This window comes from Paraburkholderia sp. RAU2J (assembly GCF_003634845.1).
GTDB lineage: Bacteria > Pseudomonadota > Gammaproteobacteria > Burkholderiales > Burkholderiaceae > Paraburkholderia > Paraburkholderia fynbosensis.
This window is the reverse complement of the sequence record NZ_RBXG01000002.1, coordinates 844753-861153: the sequence shown is the minus strand read 5'-3', so window position 1 is coordinate 861153 and position 16401 is coordinate 844753. Positions and strand designations below refer to the sequence as shown.

General features: G+C 64.8%; 13 protein-coding genes. 1 reads left to right on the top strand and 12 read right to left on the bottom strand.

The window, feature by feature from the left end; all coding sequences use genetic code 11:
* Window positions 1-36: 36 nt before the first annotated feature.
* The 12 genes from tssK to B0G69_RS21300 all read right to left on the bottom strand — a co-directional run bounded on the left by tssK (window position 37) and on the right by B0G69_RS21300 (window position 15374).
* Window positions 37-1371, bottom strand: coding sequence for a type VI secretion system baseplate subunit TssK (gene tssK, locus B0G69_RS21355; RefSeq protein ID WP_121320766.1), 1335 nt, complete (start codon window positions 1369-1371; stop codon window positions 37-39).
* 4 nt (window positions 1372-1375) lie between these two features.
* Entirely contained in the window at window positions 1376-2932 is a 1557-nt protein-coding gene (gene tagH / locus B0G69_RS21350) for a type VI secretion system-associated FHA domain protein TagH (protein WP_121320764.1), read from the bottom strand.
* A 9-nt stretch (window positions 2933-2941) separates the two neighbouring features.
* Complete coding sequence (tssI, locus tag B0G69_RS21345; RefSeq protein ID WP_121320762.1) at window positions 2942-4918, bottom strand: type VI secretion system tip protein TssI/VgrG; 1977 nt, start codon at window positions 4916-4918, stop codon at window positions 2942-2944.
* A complete protein-coding gene (tssH, locus tag B0G69_RS21340) occupies window positions 4905-7520 on the bottom strand; it encodes a type VI secretion system ATPase TssH (protein WP_121320760.1) in 2616 nt (871 codons plus the stop codon). Before tssH ends, tssI begins: the two co-directional genes overlap by 14 nt.
* 3 nt (window positions 7521-7523) lie before the next feature.
* Window positions 7524-8561 (bottom strand): type VI secretion system baseplate subunit TssG, encoded by a 1038-nt coding sequence (gene tssG, locus B0G69_RS21335; protein ID WP_121320757.1) that lies wholly within the window; start codon window positions 8559-8561, stop codon window positions 7524-7526.
* Window positions 8546-10411, bottom strand: a complete 1866-nt coding sequence (gene tssF, locus B0G69_RS21330; RefSeq protein WP_121320755.1) for a type VI secretion system baseplate subunit TssF — start codon at window positions 10409-10411, stop codon at window positions 8546-8548. Before tssF ends, tssG begins: the two co-directional genes overlap by 16 nt.
* A 20-nt stretch (window positions 10412-10431) precedes the next feature.
* On the bottom strand, window positions 10432-10935 hold the full coding sequence (tssE, locus tag B0G69_RS21325; RefSeq protein WP_121320753.1) for a type VI secretion system baseplate subunit TssE: 504 nt from the start codon (window positions 10933-10935) through the stop codon (window positions 10432-10434).
* Window positions 10936-10966: 31 nt separating this feature from the next.
* A complete protein-coding gene (locus tag B0G69_RS21320) occupies window positions 10967-11458 on the bottom strand; it encodes a type VI secretion system tube protein Hcp (RefSeq protein WP_121320751.1) in 492 nt (163 codons plus the stop codon).
* A gap of 54 nt (window positions 11459-11512) precedes the next feature.
* The gene (gene tssC, locus B0G69_RS21315) at window positions 11513-13033 is read right to left on the bottom strand and encodes a type VI secretion system contractile sheath large subunit (RefSeq protein WP_121320749.1); all 1521 of its coding nucleotides are present in this window, start codon (window positions 13031-13033) and stop codon (window positions 11513-11515) included.
* 39 nt (window positions 13034-13072) lie between these two features.
* Window positions 13073-13645, bottom strand: coding sequence for a type VI secretion system contractile sheath small subunit (tssB, locus tag B0G69_RS21310; RefSeq protein WP_121320747.1), 573 nt, complete (start codon window positions 13643-13645; stop codon window positions 13073-13075).
* 20 nt (window positions 13646-13665) lie between these two features.
* A complete protein-coding gene (tssA, locus tag B0G69_RS21305; protein ID WP_158608964.1) occupies window positions 13666-14751 on the bottom strand; it encodes a type VI secretion system protein TssA in 1086 nt (361 codons plus the stop codon).
* Window positions 14752-14861: 110 nt separating this feature from the next.
* Entirely contained in the window at window positions 14862-15374 is a 513-nt protein-coding gene (locus tag B0G69_RS21300; protein WP_121320743.1) for a DUF3455 domain-containing protein, read from the bottom strand.
* Between the two features lie 190 nt (window positions 15375-15564).
* On the opposite strand from B0G69_RS21300, the gene B0G69_RS21295 reads away from it, so the two are divergent.
* A complete protein-coding gene (locus B0G69_RS21295; RefSeq protein WP_121320741.1) occupies window positions 15565-16314 on the top strand; it encodes a M91 family zinc metallopeptidase in 750 nt (249 codons plus the stop codon).
* The last annotated feature ends 87 nt before the right edge of the window (window positions 16315-16401 follow it).

Below are 16401 nucleotides of genomic sequence, written 5' to 3'. Positions count from 1 at the left end.
TGAGTCCTGATGTGGGTCGTGACGTGCGTGCGGGCTTCATCGACGGATCGCCCAGCATTCCATCGTCAGCGCGGGAAAATCCCCGGCAACGTACAGCGCCATTCCCGCCGACGAAGCCAGGTTCTGCCATGCGTCGTTCGAGTCGTCGAGCTCGAAGTAGCTGAAGCCCGCATGAAACGGCAACTGACGCGGGGCGACCGGCAGCGCGCGCAAGCCGATCCCCGGCAGTTGCAGATTCACGAGGTCGCGGATGTGTTCGATCGCGCCGATCTTCAACTGCGCGGGGAAGCTCGCCTGCAGCGCGTCGGCGGGCATCTGTGCGCGCACCGCGAGCACGAAGGTGGCCGACCCGAACAGCGCGCGGTCGGCGACGCGCGCCACCCGCAGACCGTAGCGGCGTTCGTCGAGCGGCACCGGCACGACTTGCGGATCGGCGACGCGGCTCAAGGCGAGCCGCAACGCGTCGATCACCGGCGTGAAGGTTTCCGCGAGCCGGTCGTGACGGTACGCGGGAAACACCGGTGGACGCCGCTCGTGCTGGCCGAATGTCGCGAGCTCGCCGGCAAGCTGCACGGTCTCCTGAAACAGCGACTCGGGATGCAGTCCGCTCATCGACATGAAATGGCCGATCAGCGGTTGCGCGCGATTGATGGTTTGCAGCAGCAGAAAGTCCGAGATTTCCGCCGCGCCGGCGGCATGGGGTTGTGCGAGGCGCGCGGCGAGCGTCTCGCCGCGTTGCTGCAACAGACCGTTCAGCTCGGTGGTGAAGCGCGCGAGGCGGCCGGCGACGCGCAAGTCGAGACAGGGCGCGCAGTACGCGTCGTCGAGCAGCACGCGCGAATCGGCAACGCGCTCGACGATCTTCGCCACGCCGAGACACGCGTGGGCGTTCGCGACGTCCGATTCGAACGCGAGACGCAAACGCAGCTTGCCGACCTGCATCAGCGTGGTGACGGCGTCCCGGTCGTTACTGTCGTGCACGTCGAACTCGTCGATCCGGTAGCGCGCCGGATTGTCGGGCCGCTCGGCGCCGCCCGATTCGCCCGCGCCGGGACGGCGCACCGGCAACGCCAGCACGACCAGCAGGTTCGAGATGCCGTCGGGAATCTCGAGCGGTTCGGGAAGCGCGTCGTCGGCGGGCAGGTTGAACGGCGTGCCGTCGGGCAGCACACCCGCCGCCGAACGCAGCGACAGCTTGCCGAGCTTGAGCAGGGCGTCGTCGATTTCGAGCGACGTGAAGCCCCAGCCATACGCACGCAACGGCGCGGCGCGCCCTTCGAGCTGAGCCTGCAGATGCCGGTCATGCTGCTGCAGATGCTGCGGCTGCAGGAACATGCCTTCGGACCAGATCACCTTGTTGTTCCAGGACATAGCGTTACTCCCGGTCCGCGTCGAGCGCGTCGAGCTGCGCCTGATAGGCGCGGCTGAAGGGCTCGCCGAAGGTGCGGTGGAAGTCGTCGCCGGCATCGCGCGCAACATGCTCCCAGGTGTCGACGTAGCGTTGCCACAGACGCGCGCGCCGGTTGCCCAGCAGCGCATCGATGCCGTTCGCGGCATCGAGCGACTTCTCGATCGCGGCGGGCTCGATGCGGGCCATCGCGTGCGCGAGCGCGGCGCGCATGCCCGCGACGACGGCCAGCTCGTGCGCCTGAATGTCGTGGAACGCGGCGTGCAACGCGTCGCGCGGGGCGAGGTAGCCGCCACCGCGTGAAGCGAGCATTTGCGTCAATGCCGCGTCCACGTCGGGGAAAAACTTCAGTGGGTTGTTGTCGCGCTCTTCGATCAAGGTCATTGCGATGCGGGTCTCGCGTTTTGCCATCGAGCGCGAACGCAGCGCGCTCATCGCGCCTTGCGTCGCTTCGCGCAGCATCGCACCGGCCAGTCGTGCGAGTTCGGGCGCAGGGATGTGGCGCACGGCGTTGGGGTCGATGGCGAGGCCTTCGAGTAAGGCGGTGGCGGTGGCGTCGGGGTTGAGATTGGGACTCGGCTCGGGACTCGCGCCTGCGGCCGGGTGCAACGGCTCGGCTGCGCGCGTGGCGGTTGGCACCGCATTCGCGATCGGGCTTGCAGTCGCGTTCGCACTGAACGTCGAAGACCAGCGCATCGAAGGCAACGATCCGGCTTGCGCGTTCGAGCGCAACGGGTCAGTGCCCGTTTCGCCGCCGAGCGGTTCGCGCTGCTGCGCCGCAGCGGGCAACGGCGTGACGGCCAACGTCGGCACCTTCAACGCCACCTGCTCCGGCGAGACATGCTCGAATGTACGCAACGATGTCGCCTCGACGCGGCGCGCTGAATCGGACAACGAAGCACGCAACGGGTCCACCGGCGTCAACGCGTCCAGCAAAGCCTGATTCGCATTGCCGACAAGCGGCGCAGGTTCGCGCAACAACGGCGCGGCGGCCAGCGGATCAGGAAAGAACGGCGTGCCGGACGGCTCGTCCTTCGGTAAATCCCAATCGTCGGGAATCAGCGGAGCCGTTCGCTTCACATCCCAATGCGCCTGCTCCGGCCACGCCGGGGGTGCAGACGTTGCCGGCGCGGCCCGCGTCATCAGCGTGTCGGGAACCTCGACCGGCGGCTCCGTATGCGGCTCCGATACCGCTGCCGCATCGATCGACACCTCCAGCACATAAGCGCCGATGCGCAGCCTGTCACCATCCTGCAGCACGGCCTCACGGCTGCCGTCGAGCACACGTTCGTTCAACACGGTCGGGTTGCTGCCGCAATCGATCAGCACGAAGCCCGCCTCGCGCGAGTCGATTCGCGCATGCAGCCGCGACACGTTGCGCTGCGGATCGGCGAGCACGATCGTGCAGTCCGGCGCGCGGCCGATCGTCCCGCCTTCGTGATCGAGCCGGACACTGCGCGGCGCGGCAGAAGCGTCGCCGCCATGCACGGTCAGCGTGAGTGACGCAGAGTGGTTCGGTGACACGTGAACTCCTTATTTGACGAGCTTGCGGGTGCCGTCGTCGGCATCGCGCGGCGGTGTGGGAGACGGCGGCGGAACGTTGAGCGCGACGGGCGGCACGCCTGGACCGAGCGGAATCGGAAAGCTCGACATCTCGATCGTTTCAGGGCCGATCAGGACGTAGGACGCGCCGGCGCGCAACGCGATCGTGGCGCTCGCCTCGATCTCGACCGTCGCGCCCGCCGTGATCCGCACGGCCGCGCCCGCGCCGAGCGAATACGCGCCGCCCGCGAACTGCTCGTGCGAACCGAGCGTCGCGGCCGACACGCTGCCGTCCACGCGCGAGCGGCTGCTGCCGCGAATCGTGTCGTGCCGCGCGCCGCCCGTTTCGCGATACTCGTTGCCGTCGACGCGCCGATGCGAATCGTGCGCGACGTTCATCAGCGCGTCATGCGCGACCCACGTTTCGTGGTCGCGGGCCGCGTGGAAGAACAGTTGCTCGCTGCCCTTGCGGTCGTCGAAGCGCAATTCGTTGTAGCCGTTGCCGCCTTGGGTCGAATGGCTTTTCAACGTCGACAGCGCGGCATTCGCGGGCAATTCGTACGGCGGCATGCTGGTCGAGTTGTAGAGCGCACCGGTCAGCACCGGCCGGTCCGGATCACCTTCGATGAACTCGACCAGCACTTCCTGGCCGATGCGCGGCAGCATCATCGCGCCCCAACGCCGGTTCGCCCAGCCTTGCGACACGCGCACCCAGCCGCGGTCGAGCCGTTGCGCGCCGCCGCCCTGCGCAAGCTGCTCCCAGTGAAACTGCACTTTCACGCGGCCATACGCATCGGTCAGAAAGTCATCGCCGTCCGGCCCCACGACGACCGCCGTCTGCGGGCCCGCAACCGACGGCACCGGCGTGATCCGTTCGGGGCGAAACGTCGTGTCGGCGCGAATCGCGGTGAAGCGGCAATCGAACAGCGGCATGCTCGGGTCGTCGCTGGATACGTAGGCGTCCGATGCAATGTCCGCCTCGATGCCCGTGACGAGGAATTGCCGTTCCTGCGCGCCGTCCGGATGATCGCGCAGGCGAAACAGGCCGCCTGCCGCGATGCCGCGCGACGTGCAACGCGCTTCGATGGACTGGTTCAGCGCCTCGTGAACCTCGACATTGACGCGCGCGACACGCTCGCCGTCGGCGGCGCTGCGGTGCCCCGTCAAGTGTTCCTGCTTCGCGTAGCGGGCCGGATCGAACGGCGCGCCGCGTGTCGCACGCGCCATCAAGCCCTGACTGTTGCTGACGGACGCCTTTTCGAAATCGTAGTCGTTGACTTCGTAGCGGCCGGTCTGCAACGTGGCGCCCGACACCCAGCGGTAGATGCACTCCTCGTCCTGCTCCGGCGTTTCCCACGCCTGATACGGAATCGTTTCGTAGTGCGCGATGGGCCGATGCGCGCTGTTCGAATCGGTCAGCACCAGCGTGCTCTTGCCGCTCGCGTGCTCGAAAAAATAGTGGATGCCCTCGCGCTCCAGAAGCCGGCTGACGAAATCGAAATCGGTCTCGCGATACTGCATGCAGTGCTCAAGCGCCGGATACGCCGCGCTACACGTATTGCGCAAATCGACGCCGAACGATTCGAGTATGCTCGTCACGATTTGCGGCACCGTCCGCTGATAAAAGAAACGCCGGTGCGACGCGCGCGTCAATAGCCAGAGGCGCGGATGCACGAGCGCTTCGTAACGCGCCATGCGGTTATGCGTGGTGTCGCCGGGCGTCAACAGCCGCAGTGTGGTCACGATGCCGTTGAACTGGCGCTCGCCGCCCGCCGGAAAGTCGAGCGTCACGGACAGTTCCTCGCCGAGCACCGCCCCAGGATCGAGATCGTTGTGCGCGCTCAGAAACGTCAGCTCGAATGCGCTCAGGCGGCCGAGCGCCTCGCGCGCCGACATCCGCAGAAACACCGCCGTGTCGCCGAGCGCCGCGCACTGCATGCGAACGTGCCGTGTGCTACTCGAAGTCATAAGTCAACTCTCCGTCCTGCTCGCCGACATGCACGCGCGCCAGCGCCCTGCCGTCGATCACGCGCGACAGCACCTCCGCGCTGATATGCGGCAGCACGCCATGCGTGAGGATCGCGTCGATCATCCGGCCACCGCTGTCCATGCGCGTGCAGCGCGCGGCGATCTGCGCGATCACGCCGTCGTCGTAAGTGAACGGCACCTGGTGTGCGCGCCGCACTCGCTGCGCCACCCGTTCGAGCTGCAGAACGACGATCCGCCGCAGCATCTCGTCGCTCAGCGGGTAATACGGAATCGTCACCATGCGGCCGAGCAGCGCGGCCGGAAAGGTGAGCAGCAGTTCCGCATGCAGATGACGCTCGATTGCGTCGGCCTCAGGCAGGCGTTGCGGGTCGACACACAACTGTGCGATGCAATCGGCGCCCGCGTTGGTGGTCAGCAGGATCAGCGTGTTGCGGAAATCGATCGAACGGCCTTCGCTGTCTTCCATGCGGCCTTTGTCGAATACCTGAAAGAACAGTTCGTGCACATCGGGATGCGCCTTCTCCACTTCGTCCAGCAACACCACGCTGTGCGGCCTGCGGCGCACGGCTTCGGTCAGCACGCCGCCCTCGCCGAAACCGACGTAGCCCGGCGGCGCCCCCTTGAGCAGCGACACTGTGTGCGGCTCCTGGTACTCGCTCATGTTGATCGTGATGAGGTTCTGCTCGCCGCCGTACAGCAATTCGGCGAGCGCCAACGCCGTCTCCGTCTTGCCGACGCCCGAGGTTCCCGCGAGCAGGAACACGCCGACCGGTTTGTCCGGATTGTCGAGACCAGCTCGCGAGGTGCGGATGCGCCTCGCGATCGACTCCGCCGCATGACGCTGGCCGATGATCCGCCGGCCCAGATGATCCTCGAGATGCAGGATGGTGTCGGTTTCCTCCTTCACCATTCGCAGCACGGGAATGCCCGTCCAGTCCTGCACGACCGACGCGACCGCCTGCGCATCGACGGCCGCCATGATCAGCGGCGCGTCGCCCTGCTGCACGGCGAGCGCATCCTGTTGCGCGCGCAACGCGGCCAGATCGGCGCCTGGCGCGTTCTGCGCCAGTTGCGCGCGCTGCGTGAGAAGGCCCGCCACCAGCTCGCGCTCGACGGACCAGCGGCTTTCGAGTTCCGCAAGGCGTTGCGTTTGCTGGTCGAGCGCGTCGGACGCCTGCGTGTGCCGCGCGACGGTGTCGATGCCGATCGCGCTCTCGCGTTGCAATACCGCGAGTTCGGTCTTGAGCGCGGCGATCCGCTGACGTGCGTCGTCGACGGCGGCGGGCGTCGCGTGCTGACTGACGGCGACGCGCGCGCACGCGGTATCCAGCAGATTCACCGACTTGTCGGGCAACTGCCGCGCCGGAATGTAGCGATGCGACAGCCGCACGGCTGCTTCGACGGCTTCGTCGAGAATCTGCACGCCGTGATGCTTTTCGAGCGCGGCACTTACGCCGCGCGTCATCAGGATCGCGCGCGCTTCGTCAGGCTCGCGCACCTGCACGACCTGGAAGCGCCGCGTCAACGCGGGATCTTTTTCGATGTGCCGCCGGTACTCCAACCATGTCGTCGCGGCGATCGTGCGGACCGTGCCGCGCGCGAGCGCCGGCTTCAGCAGGTTTGCGGCGTCGCCGGTGCCGGCGGCTCCCCCTGCGCCGATCAGCGTGTGTGCCTCGTCGATGAACAGGATGACCGGCTGTTGCGCCGACTGCACGTCGTCGAGCACCTGGCGCAGCCGCGTCTCGAACTCGCCCTTCACGCTCGCGCCCGCCTGCAGCAACGCGACGTCGAGACTGCGCAGCACGACGCTGCGCAACGCGGGCGGCACGTCGCCCGCAGCAATCCGTTGCGCGAGTCCTTCGACCACCGCCGTCTTGCCGACGCCCGCCTCGCCGGTCAGCAGCGGATTGTTCTGGCGGCGCCGCATCAGGATATCGACCAGCTGGCGAATCTCGTCGTCGCGTCCGACGATCGGATCGAGCGCACCCGTGCGGGCTTGCGCGGTGAGGTCGACGGTGAAGCGCAGCAACGCGTCCTGGGTATGGCCAAGCGCGTTTGCGACGGCCGGCGCCTGGATCTCGGTCTGCGCTTGCATCTGTGTCTGCTCCGGCGAGCCGTCGAGCACCGCCTCGAAACGCTCGATCAGATCGTCGAGCCTGACCCTGTCGAATTCGCGCGAGATGCCGCGCATCGCGTTGCGCAGCGCGGGCGTCTTGAGCGCGCCAACCAGCAGGTGCGCATTGCGCACCCGCGCCGCGCCGAACAGCAACGAGCCGTAGACCCAGCCACGCTCGACCGCTTCTTCGAGCTGCGACGAGATATCCGTAATCGAAGTCGAGCCGCGCGGCAAACGGTCGAGCGCTTCGACCAGATCGCGCGCGAACGCAGCGGGCTCGATATCGAAGTGCCGGATGATTCGATGCAGATCCGAATCCGGCAATTGCAGCACCTGATGCAGCCAGTGCGCGACTTCGACATACGGATTGCCGCGCAGCCGGCAAAACGCGGTTGCGCTTTCCATCGCGCGGAAGGCCAGCGCGTCGAGTTTGCCGAACATTGCGGCGCGGCTGATATCTGCCATGGTTTATCCCCGTGGGTGAGACGGCGCGCGCGCACTCGACGCGCGCATGTTGATGATGAGTTGCGCCGCATCCGCCTGCGCGGGACGCGTCAGCAACCAGGTCGTATAGCCCAGCCGCTGATGGCGGCCCAGTGCGAGACGCGGGACGTCCGCGCGTCGCAAGCGCAGATTGACGTCCCATTCGAGCGGATCGCGCACATAGTTGCGTACCCAGTCGGCGACGCGCACGAGGCTCGGCTCGCCCGGCAGGAAGCGCCGGTAGTCGTCGATCGAAAGCGGGCCGAGCACGACGCGAAACTTATGCTGACGATCCCACGCGCGCGCACCCAGCACGGTGGCCACGCCAAGCCGCGCGCTCTCGCCGTTTGCGCCGAGGCGGCTGAGCGTCGATGGCGGCAGGCGCAGCCAGTGCCCGACGTTCTCGATCACCTGGACCGGCACGCCGAAAAAGCGCGCGAGCACGAGTCGCAATCCAGCCGCATGCCGCGTCGGGCCGCTCAGCACGCCGGCGAAATGCAGCTTGGCGAAATCAGGCACGGCGTCGCGATTGCACAGTGCCGCCTCGCCGAGTCCGAAGGTCGTGCCGACATACGCGGAGAAGCGATCGCCCGTCTCGCGATCCAGACTGACGACCGGTTGCGCGACGGCCCATGCGCGATACAGCAGCGACGTCATCCGGTGATGAAACACATCGAGAAAGCGGGCAAATGCCGGGTCGTTCGCGTTGCGCGCGCGGTCGCGCACGTACTCGGTCAGATGCGTCGGCATCGGACCGTTCGGCCCAAGCAGTCCGAAGAAATTCACCACCAGACGCGGCGGCGCCGCGCGCTCCGCGTCCACCGTAAAGCTGCGCATCGTGGTGGGGAAAAAAATCAACTCTGCTTCCTGCGCGAAACGCACCGCATCGTCACGCGGGCGAAGCGACGCGCCGACGCGTGGCAGCTGCGGATGCGCGCACTCGAGCAAGCGCACCGCGTGGAAAAAATCGTAGCGGTTGGCGTTTGTGGAGAGGCGTTCGAACAGCGTCATAGCGTTCGCCACGGTCCGCTCCTCGGCGCCCAGCGCATGATTTCACCGCGCGTGAGGCTATGCACGATCGTCTCGGTGAATGAATTCAACGACACGTACTGCGCAAAGAAGCGCGCCAGCACCGCGCCGAACAGAAATGCCCCGCCGCCTTCGAAACCGGCTTCGTCCAGCAGCAGCGAGACTTCGAGGCCGCGTCCGAATACCAGCGGGCCACGCGAAGGCAGACGCCGTGTCACCGCTTCGGAGCCGATCGAGCGCAGAGCGTCGACCTGCCGCGCCGACACGATATCGCCGGACGGCACATAGAGGCCCAGCAGATCGCGCATCGCGCGCGCGCCTTGCACCGCATCGGTGTCCAGCAGCGACGCGTAGTTCAACGACAGGTGGCTCAGCAAGCGCCAGGCAATCGGGCCCTCGGCAAACGACGGCAACGGCCGGCTCGGTCCCGCCACGCAGCGCACGCCGGCCACCGGCGCCTCGAGATCGATGGTGAAGTCGGCCGTGTCGCCGCCGAGCGGCATCGTCAACACCAGGTCGCGGTTCGTGCACAGCGCGCTGAGCCCTAATTGATGCAGTTCACCGGTGTGCGGCGCGCCGCGCGTATCGACCAGCGCGATGAAGGTCTCGCTGCCGAGGTAATGCGTGCGCGCGCCGTGAGCATCCTGACGCGCGGACGGTTGCCGCTTCTCGCGCCGCACCTGGTAAAACGCGGCGGCGGAATCCGGCACGCCAAGATCGCGCGCGCGATAGAACGGCTGGAACTCGATATCCGCACCCTCACCTGCCCGGTAACCGGTGACGCTTTCGATCTGATACACCTCGAAGTCCATCGGCCGGGTGCGGTCGGGCACGACATGATGTTCGAACTGCTCGCCGTTGACGGCGATCCGGTCGGTGCGTCGGCGGAAGAGATTGATGCACGGCGTGCAGTGAAGCGCGAAATGCGACGCGTCGACCCGTTGTTCGAGTGGCGGGTCCGCGCGCGACAGCAGCACGACCAATTCGATTTCGTCGCTATCGCAGCGGCTCATGAACGGCTTCAATCCGTCGATCGACAGAAACAGGAAGCGCTGCGAAAACGCGAAATACTCCTGCAGCAGCCGATAACCCGGAAACGATTGGCCACTGACGGGCAACAGTGCTTCGTCATCCGAAAAGCCGTGAGCTTGCAACGACGACGGCGGCAAAACGGTGCCGCTGCTGTCGTGGGTCACGGCGACACCGAGCGTCGAAGCGAGCAGCAATTCATAAAGACGCTCGGGTAGACCTTCGCCGCCGCGCAGATAAAGATGCACGCTGTCGAGATCAATGTCCCGCATCTTCAGATTGTTCGACGCGCGCAAGCGCAGCTTCAAACAACTCCTGACGCCTTTGGGCAGCGTCGCGCTCACACCATCGAGCGCGCCCGCATGAGTAAAGAGCCGCGCGTCGACCAGTTCCAGCGGCCACAAGCTCACCGCGTGGCCTGTGCGGAATTCGCAGCGGGTCGAGCTATCGCCATCGAGCCGCCCATGCAGGGACGTGCCGCGCGGTATCTCCACCCCTTGCGCCAGCGACGGATGTGTGGCGTCCGGCTGCATCTGTACGACGGCCATCGCGGGCGTCGGCGCGAGATAGTGCGGATAGACGAGTTCCGCGAGATGTTGCGTGAAGCGGGGAAACTCCGCGTCGATCTTCATCTGCACCCGCGCCGCGAGAAAGCTGAAGCCTTCCAGCAAACGCTCGACGTACGGGTCCGCGCAATCGAAGCTCTCCAGCCCGAGCCGTCCCGCGACTTTCGGGTACGTCTTAGCGAATTCCGCACCCATCTCGCGGACGTGCTGAAGCTCCTGGCTGTAGTACTCGATCAGTTGTGGATTCATGACTGGTGTCTAAATGGCGCTCACAGCGAGCCGCTCTGTTCGATCACGCTTGCCTGACCGGCTTCGAGATCGAACTCGGTGCGCAGATAAAGACGTTCCGGCACTGGATGCGCATGAAGATCGGCTTCGACGATGAACGCGAGCGCGTTGTGCTGGCCGCCGTTCTCACCCGTCGTCACCGCACGCACGCGCAACGAGCCCCGCAGAATCCGCGGCTCGAAGGCGCGAATCGTGTCGGTGAGGCGCCGCTCCATCCGTACGATGTCGACACTGGAAGCGCTTTGGCCCGCAAGATCGGCAAAGCCGAAATTCAGCACCGAATCCGCGACATGGGGAAAGCGCGCAATGTCCTGCGCCGCCGCGATACCTTGCGCGTTCAGGAGCCAGCCGAGATCACGCATCACGCTGCGGCGCAGAGCGCTTGCCGAGCTCGTGCGATGTTCGCGGGTTTCGCGTGTCGCGGCGGGCTCGTGATCGGTCAGCCGTTCCAGTAGCGACGGCTGGATGCGCTCAGCGTTTTTCATCACGGATTCGGGCCTCGTTCGCGTTCGGTGCTCAGGCTTCCGCGTTCGCGGGGATGTTCCACTTGCTCTCGACCACGCCACCGAGCGCAGAACCAGTGGTTGGGTCCTGCTGCTGGTACGTCACGTGGAACTTCTCGAAGTTGAGCGCGACATTCTCGGTAAAGCGGTCCTCGCCGTCGGAGCCGCCCGTGGCGTAATTCACCACCAGCACTTTCTCCAGTTCGATCTTGTAGTACTCCAACGGCGTCGTGCCGCCGGCTTTGCGCACAGTCAACGTCACTGTCGGATAGTGCTTGCCGGTCGCGCACGCGGTGATGAGCGACGGCGTGGAGCGGTCCGTGTACTTCGTCACCGACAGATCGTGCACGGCAACTTTTCCGCCACCGCCGCCGGTGCCGAGGTGCATCGTGCCGGACTGGCTCAAGCCCCAGCTCCACGACAGCACATCGATTTCATCCTTGTGCTTCGTATCGAGCGATTCGCCTTTGACGGTGCCGAGTGCCAGAAAAATATCGACTGCCATGATGTGATTCCTGATTGAATGACTGCGGTTGAATGAAGCGTGAGCGGCGTATCGTCAGGCTGCGCGCGCCGAAGGCAGCTTCGACACGAGGCGCAGCGAGACGGTAAGGCCTTCGAGCTGATAGTGCGGTCGCAAGAAAAATTTCGACGTGTAGTAGCCAGGATTGCCCGCCACCTCTTCGACGACCACTTCGGCGGCGGCCAGCGGACGGCGCGCCTTGGTCCCCTCCGACGAATGCGCGGGATCGCCGTCGACGTATTGAAGAATCCAGTCCTGCAGCCAGCGCTGCATGTCCTCCTTTTCGCGGAAACTGCCGACCTTGTCGCGAGCAATGCACTTGAGGTAGTGCGCGAAACGGCTGCACGCGAAGAGATACGGCAGACGTGCGGCAAGATTGGCGTTCGCGGTGGCGTCCGAATCTTCGTATTCGATCGGCTTGTTCAACGATTGCGCGCCGATGAACGCGGCGAAGTCGGAGTTTTTCTTATGCACCAGCGGCATGAAACCGTTCTTCGCCAATTCCGCTTCGCGCCGGTCGCTGATTGCAATCTCGGTCGGACACTTCATGTCGACGCCGCCGTCGTCCGTAGGGAATGCGTGCACCGGCAGGTTCTCGACCGCGCCCCCCGACTCGATGCCGCGAATCCGCGAACACCAGCCATAGGTGCTGAACGACCGGTTGATATTCACCGCCATCGCATAGGCCGCGTTCGCCCATGTGTATTTCGACGCGTCGCTGCCGGCCGTGTCTTCCTCGAAATCGAACGCCTCGACGGGGCTCGTTTTCGCGCCATAGGGGGGCCGGGCGAGGAAGCGCGGCATCGCGAGACCGATATAGCGGGAGTCCTCGGAGTCGCGCAACGAACGCCACGCGGCATGCTCCGGAGTCTGGAAAATCTTCGTCAGATCGCGCGGGTTCGCGAGTTCCTGCCAGGAGTCCATCAGCATCACGGCCGGGTCCGCACCCGCGATGAACGGCGCGTGGGCCGCCGCCGAAATCTTGCCGATCTGCGTCAGGAAATCGACGTCTGGCCCGCCGTTGTCAAAGTAATAATCCGCTACCAGCGCGCCATAAGGTTCGCCGCCGAACTGGCCGTACTCCTCTTCGTACATCTTTTTGAAGAACGGGCTTTGGTCCCACGCGACGCCTTTATATTTGCGCAGCGAATGGTGCAGATCGTTTTTGGAAACGTTCAGCACGCGCAGCTTCAGTGTCTCGTCGCTCTCGGTGTTCGTCACCAGATAATGCAGGCCGCGCCATGCGCTCTCCAGCTTCTGGAAGCGCTCGTCGTGCAGGATGACGTTGACCTGCGCGCTCAGTTTTTCGTCGATGCGGGCGATCATGGATTCGATTGTCGCGAGGGCGTCGTCCGAAACGAGTTGCGTGTCCTGAAGAACCTGCTGCGCAAGCGTGCGCACCGCAGTTTCAACGGCTTCTTTCGCCTTTTCGGTCTGCGGCTTGAAAGCCCTTTGGAGCAGGCGCTCGAAATCGCCGGAGGCGCCGATTTCAGCTTGCGCCGCGTCCGTGGATTCGCCGCTAGGGTTCTGCTGCAGGGTGTCGATAGTGTTGGCCATGGTTGCTTGTCTCGATGACTTTTGACGAAGGGCTGACGCTCAGGCTTGCGGCGCGGGCTGCGGGCTCGCGTCAGGCTTGTCGTCCGGCGTATGCACTGGCTTATTGCCCTGCTTATCGCGCGCTTCGGCGCCGCCGGCGATGGCGTCGAGCAATGCCGGATCGTCGAGCAATCTGCCGACCAGTTGTTCGGCGTCCGTCTTGCCGTCCATATAGGTCAACAGGTTCTGCAACTGGCTGCGCGCTTCGAGCAGCCTCGCGAGGGGCGCAACGTTCCTTGCGATCGCGGCCGGCGAGAAATCGTCGATGCTTTCGAACGTGATATCGACGCCCATCTTTCCTTCGCCCGTCAACGTGTTCTCGACCTGCATCGCGACACGCGGCTTCATCGAGCGAAGACGTTCGTCGAAGTTGTCGATATCGATCTCGAGAAACTTGCGCTCCGCGACCGGCGACAGCGGCTCTGCCGGTTGCCCCGACAGATCCGAGAGCACCCCCATCACGAAAGGCAGACTCACTTTCTTTTCCGCGCCGTACACTTCGACGTCGTATTCGATCTGAACGCGGGGCGCGCGATTTCGCCCAATGAACTTCTGACTGTTCTCTCTGGCCATCTTGCTGTTTCTCCGTTCGGTTAGTCGGACGACGCCACGCCGGCGGCTCCAATTACGTTGGTCAATTGAGCGAGCCCTTCGGGCGCAAGCTCCCTGATGAGATCGACAAAGGTCTTGTCGACGAGTCTTTTCGCGCGGCCAAGCAGTAACGGGACTGGACTCGACGGTTCATGGCGCGCGTAGTAATCGCACAGGCGGTCGAGCATCGCGATCACGTCCGCGCGGGTCGACACAGGGGTGAGCATCAGCGGCGCTGCGTCCATCTCGACTGCGTCCTGTGAGTGCGCGCCGCCGAGGCGATGCCGGTCGAGACACGCGTCGAGCAGCGCCTGCGCACGCCGCAAAGGCGTCCGCAAGACCGTGAGATCGAGAGAGCGGCCGTGCCCGACGCGTTCGACGAGCGTCGCCTCGATGCGCTCCGCGTGCGCCGATGCAACACGGAATGAGCGCGACAGCGACGCGGCCCGATCCGCAGCCGCGGCCACGGATGCGTCGATCTCCGCCAGCGTCGCCGCGTCATTCGCTTCGCCTGCGGTTGGCTCGTCGTTGACGGCGAGCCAGCGCTTCAACGTGATCCATGTACTCGCCGAGTGCAGTTGCGGCACCAGCGGCGCATTCAGAATCTCCTCGACCAGCCCCGCGTTGTCGGCAAGCGCGGCCAATGCGTTGATGCGCGCAGTCGGATCGTCCGCGTCGCCGGATTCGAGTTGCGGATGCACATGCGTCCACTGCGTGTCGAGCAGGCCAAGGACGAGCGCAAGACCGTCGGTAAGCGCCACGACGCCTTCGACGGCGACCCGCGCGCGAATCAGGTACACGACCACGCGCAGATCGCGTGTGCGGGCTAACAGGTCGGCGCACAACGCATCCGCGGCTTTCCAGTCGGGCGGCACGGCGGGTACGAGGGTCGTGCCGTACTCCGCTTCCGGACGGCCGTGTGCCGCCGCTTCGAGCGCGCGGAACGACGGATCGTATTCGAGGTCGTCGCCGCAGGGAGATGCATCGGTGAGACCGTCGAGCCACTTGTGCCAATCGGGGTGATCGATGAATTCGACCGCCATGCCTTCGGTTTCGGCAAGCCGCGAGTCGGTCGGTTCGGATTGCATATCAAGTTCTCTCATGTTGAACAAAACATTCGACACGTCGATTTATTCCAGTCATTTTTGTGCTTTATTCCGCCACGTCGTTTCCGCACGCAATGCATGCTTTCTAGCGCCTATCGATAGAACACATAGCGCGCAAAGTAAGCGGAACTGCCTGTTTGATGTCTGACCGAACACTGGTGTGTCGGCATCGCACCACCCACTGTGTCCACACGTTGCACATAGGTGATTGACGACAGCGCGCCCGGCCCTCCGGTACTGTGAGTCGCCAATAGCAGTTGCGGTACGCTGCCGGGCGTCTCGCTTGGCTTCTGAGCGATTGCATGTCCGACGATCCGGCTGCCATCATCTGCTTCCCATGACGGACCCGCGCGATGCTGAATAATGGCGACGCCGTTCTCGTCATAGAGCGTCGCCTGCGGATTGCGGAATACCCACCCGAGGTGTCTCTGCGCGTCGAATTCACACGAGTAGATCTGCACGCCCGATGCCGTTGCAGCCATCACGCGCGTGGCGCCGGGTGGCTCGATGGGCTGCGTATCGGCGATAGCCGGTGCGACGCAACCGCCGAGCACGATCCCGCTGCCGAGCGCCAGTACGGTCGAAATCAAAGAGGGCGTTGACATCGTGTCTCCCGTGGATGGACGGCGTGCAGCGCGAAGCGTGTCAGGAACGCGCGCTGTGTGCCATCACAACATCCAGGCAGCCGGATCTATTCCATCTCAACCGGGAAGTGAGCGCACCTGTTGCGGCATGGAATAAAACGCTTTCGATGACTGTTATGGAAGAACCTGCTCACCGGAACGACATCAGTTCATGCCAGCTATCACGATTCCATCCCTCCTCAATCAGCCGACGCCAGAGCCACGAAACGAGGTGCAATGGACGCCGACCCGATACAGCGGCGTCATGATCGGCAGGTATCCGCGGCAGCCGCAATCGTTTGTCGCTGCGGCGCTAGAGGCACTCGGGAAAATCGCGAGCGGCACGAATGGCCGCAGGCTCATGGACGCAATCGTCATGGCCGGGGCGCTCGTTCACACTTCCCTGCCATATAAAGTGGCGATTCTTCCTTCCGGCGATAGCACCGAGTTGTCACTATCGCGAGGGCCGTCGTTCGGCAGGCGAATCTATCTGCGCGGCAATTCCACGACCGCGTCGAATATCGATCGTGCGCGCGGAAACAAGCAGATCGCTCGACGAGCCGCGGTGAATGCGCCCCCAGTCGCGCCCGAGCCGTTCGACGTCGCGCAATGGTTGGAACCTCAACTGAGTTTTCTCGACGGCGACGTTGGATCGCCATCGTCGATCCGCTGGAATCCCAATCAATTCAGCACACCGGATGGGCACCGGCCGCCATTCATCGGTCTCGCGCATGAGCTCATCCACGCGCTGCGCAATCTGCGGGGTGAAACCCCTGTCATGGTCGAGGACGACGAGCGCGACGTGACCGGTCTTCGCCTTTCTCAGGGCAACGCGATCACGGAAAACGCGATCAGGGCCGACCATGGCATTGTGCCTCGGACGCGCTATTCGGGTATTCAGTCGGGAGCGACGACAAGCTGAGCGGGATGGCGGGGTATGCACGCGAGCGGACGCCGCGTTCGGCGCGCGTGGCGCAGAGCACTCGCCACGCGTGAGATACGCGGGCTA

Excerpts from the sequence above, each read along its gene's own strand:
- tssK (WP_121320766.1), bottom strand. The coding sequence starts at position 1,371 with ATGTCCTGGAACAACAAGGTGATCTGGTCCGAAGGCATGTTCCTGCAG.
- tssI (WP_121320762.1), bottom strand. The coding sequence starts at position 4,918 with ATGACTTCGAGTAGCACACGGCACGTTCGCATGCAGTGCGCGGCGCTC.
- tssH (WP_121320760.1), bottom strand. The coding sequence starts at position 7,520 with ATGGCAGATATCAGCCGCGCCGCAATGTTCGGCAAACTCGACGCGCTG.
- tssF (WP_121320755.1), bottom strand. The coding sequence starts at position 10,411 with ATGAATCCACAACTGATCGAGTACTACAGCCAGGAGCTTCAGCACGTC.
- tssE (WP_121320753.1), bottom strand. The coding sequence starts at position 10,935 with ATGAAAAACGCTGAGCGCATCCAGCCGTCGCTACTGGAACGGCTGACC.
- B0G69_RS21320 (WP_121320751.1), bottom strand. The coding sequence starts at position 11,458 with ATGGCAGTCGATATTTTTCTGGCACTCGGCACCGTCAAAGGCGAATCG.
- tssC (WP_121320749.1), bottom strand. The coding sequence starts at position 13,033 with ATGGCCAACACTATCGACACCCTGCAGCAGAACCCTAGCGGCGAATCC.
- tssB (WP_121320747.1), bottom strand. The coding sequence starts at position 13,645 with ATGGCCAGAGAGAACAGTCAGAAGTTCATTGGGCGAAATCGCGCGCCC.
- tssA (WP_158608964.1), bottom strand. The coding sequence starts at position 14,751 with ATGCAATCCGAACCGACCGACTCGCGGCTTGCCGAAACCGAAGGCATG.
- B0G69_RS21300 (WP_121320743.1), bottom strand. The coding sequence starts at position 15,374 with ATGTCAACGCCCTCTTTGATTTCGACCGTACTGGCGCTCGGCAGCGGG.
- B0G69_RS21295 (WP_121320741.1), top strand. The coding sequence starts at position 15,565 with ATGCCAGCTATCACGATTCCATCCCTCCTCAATCAGCCGACGCCAGAG.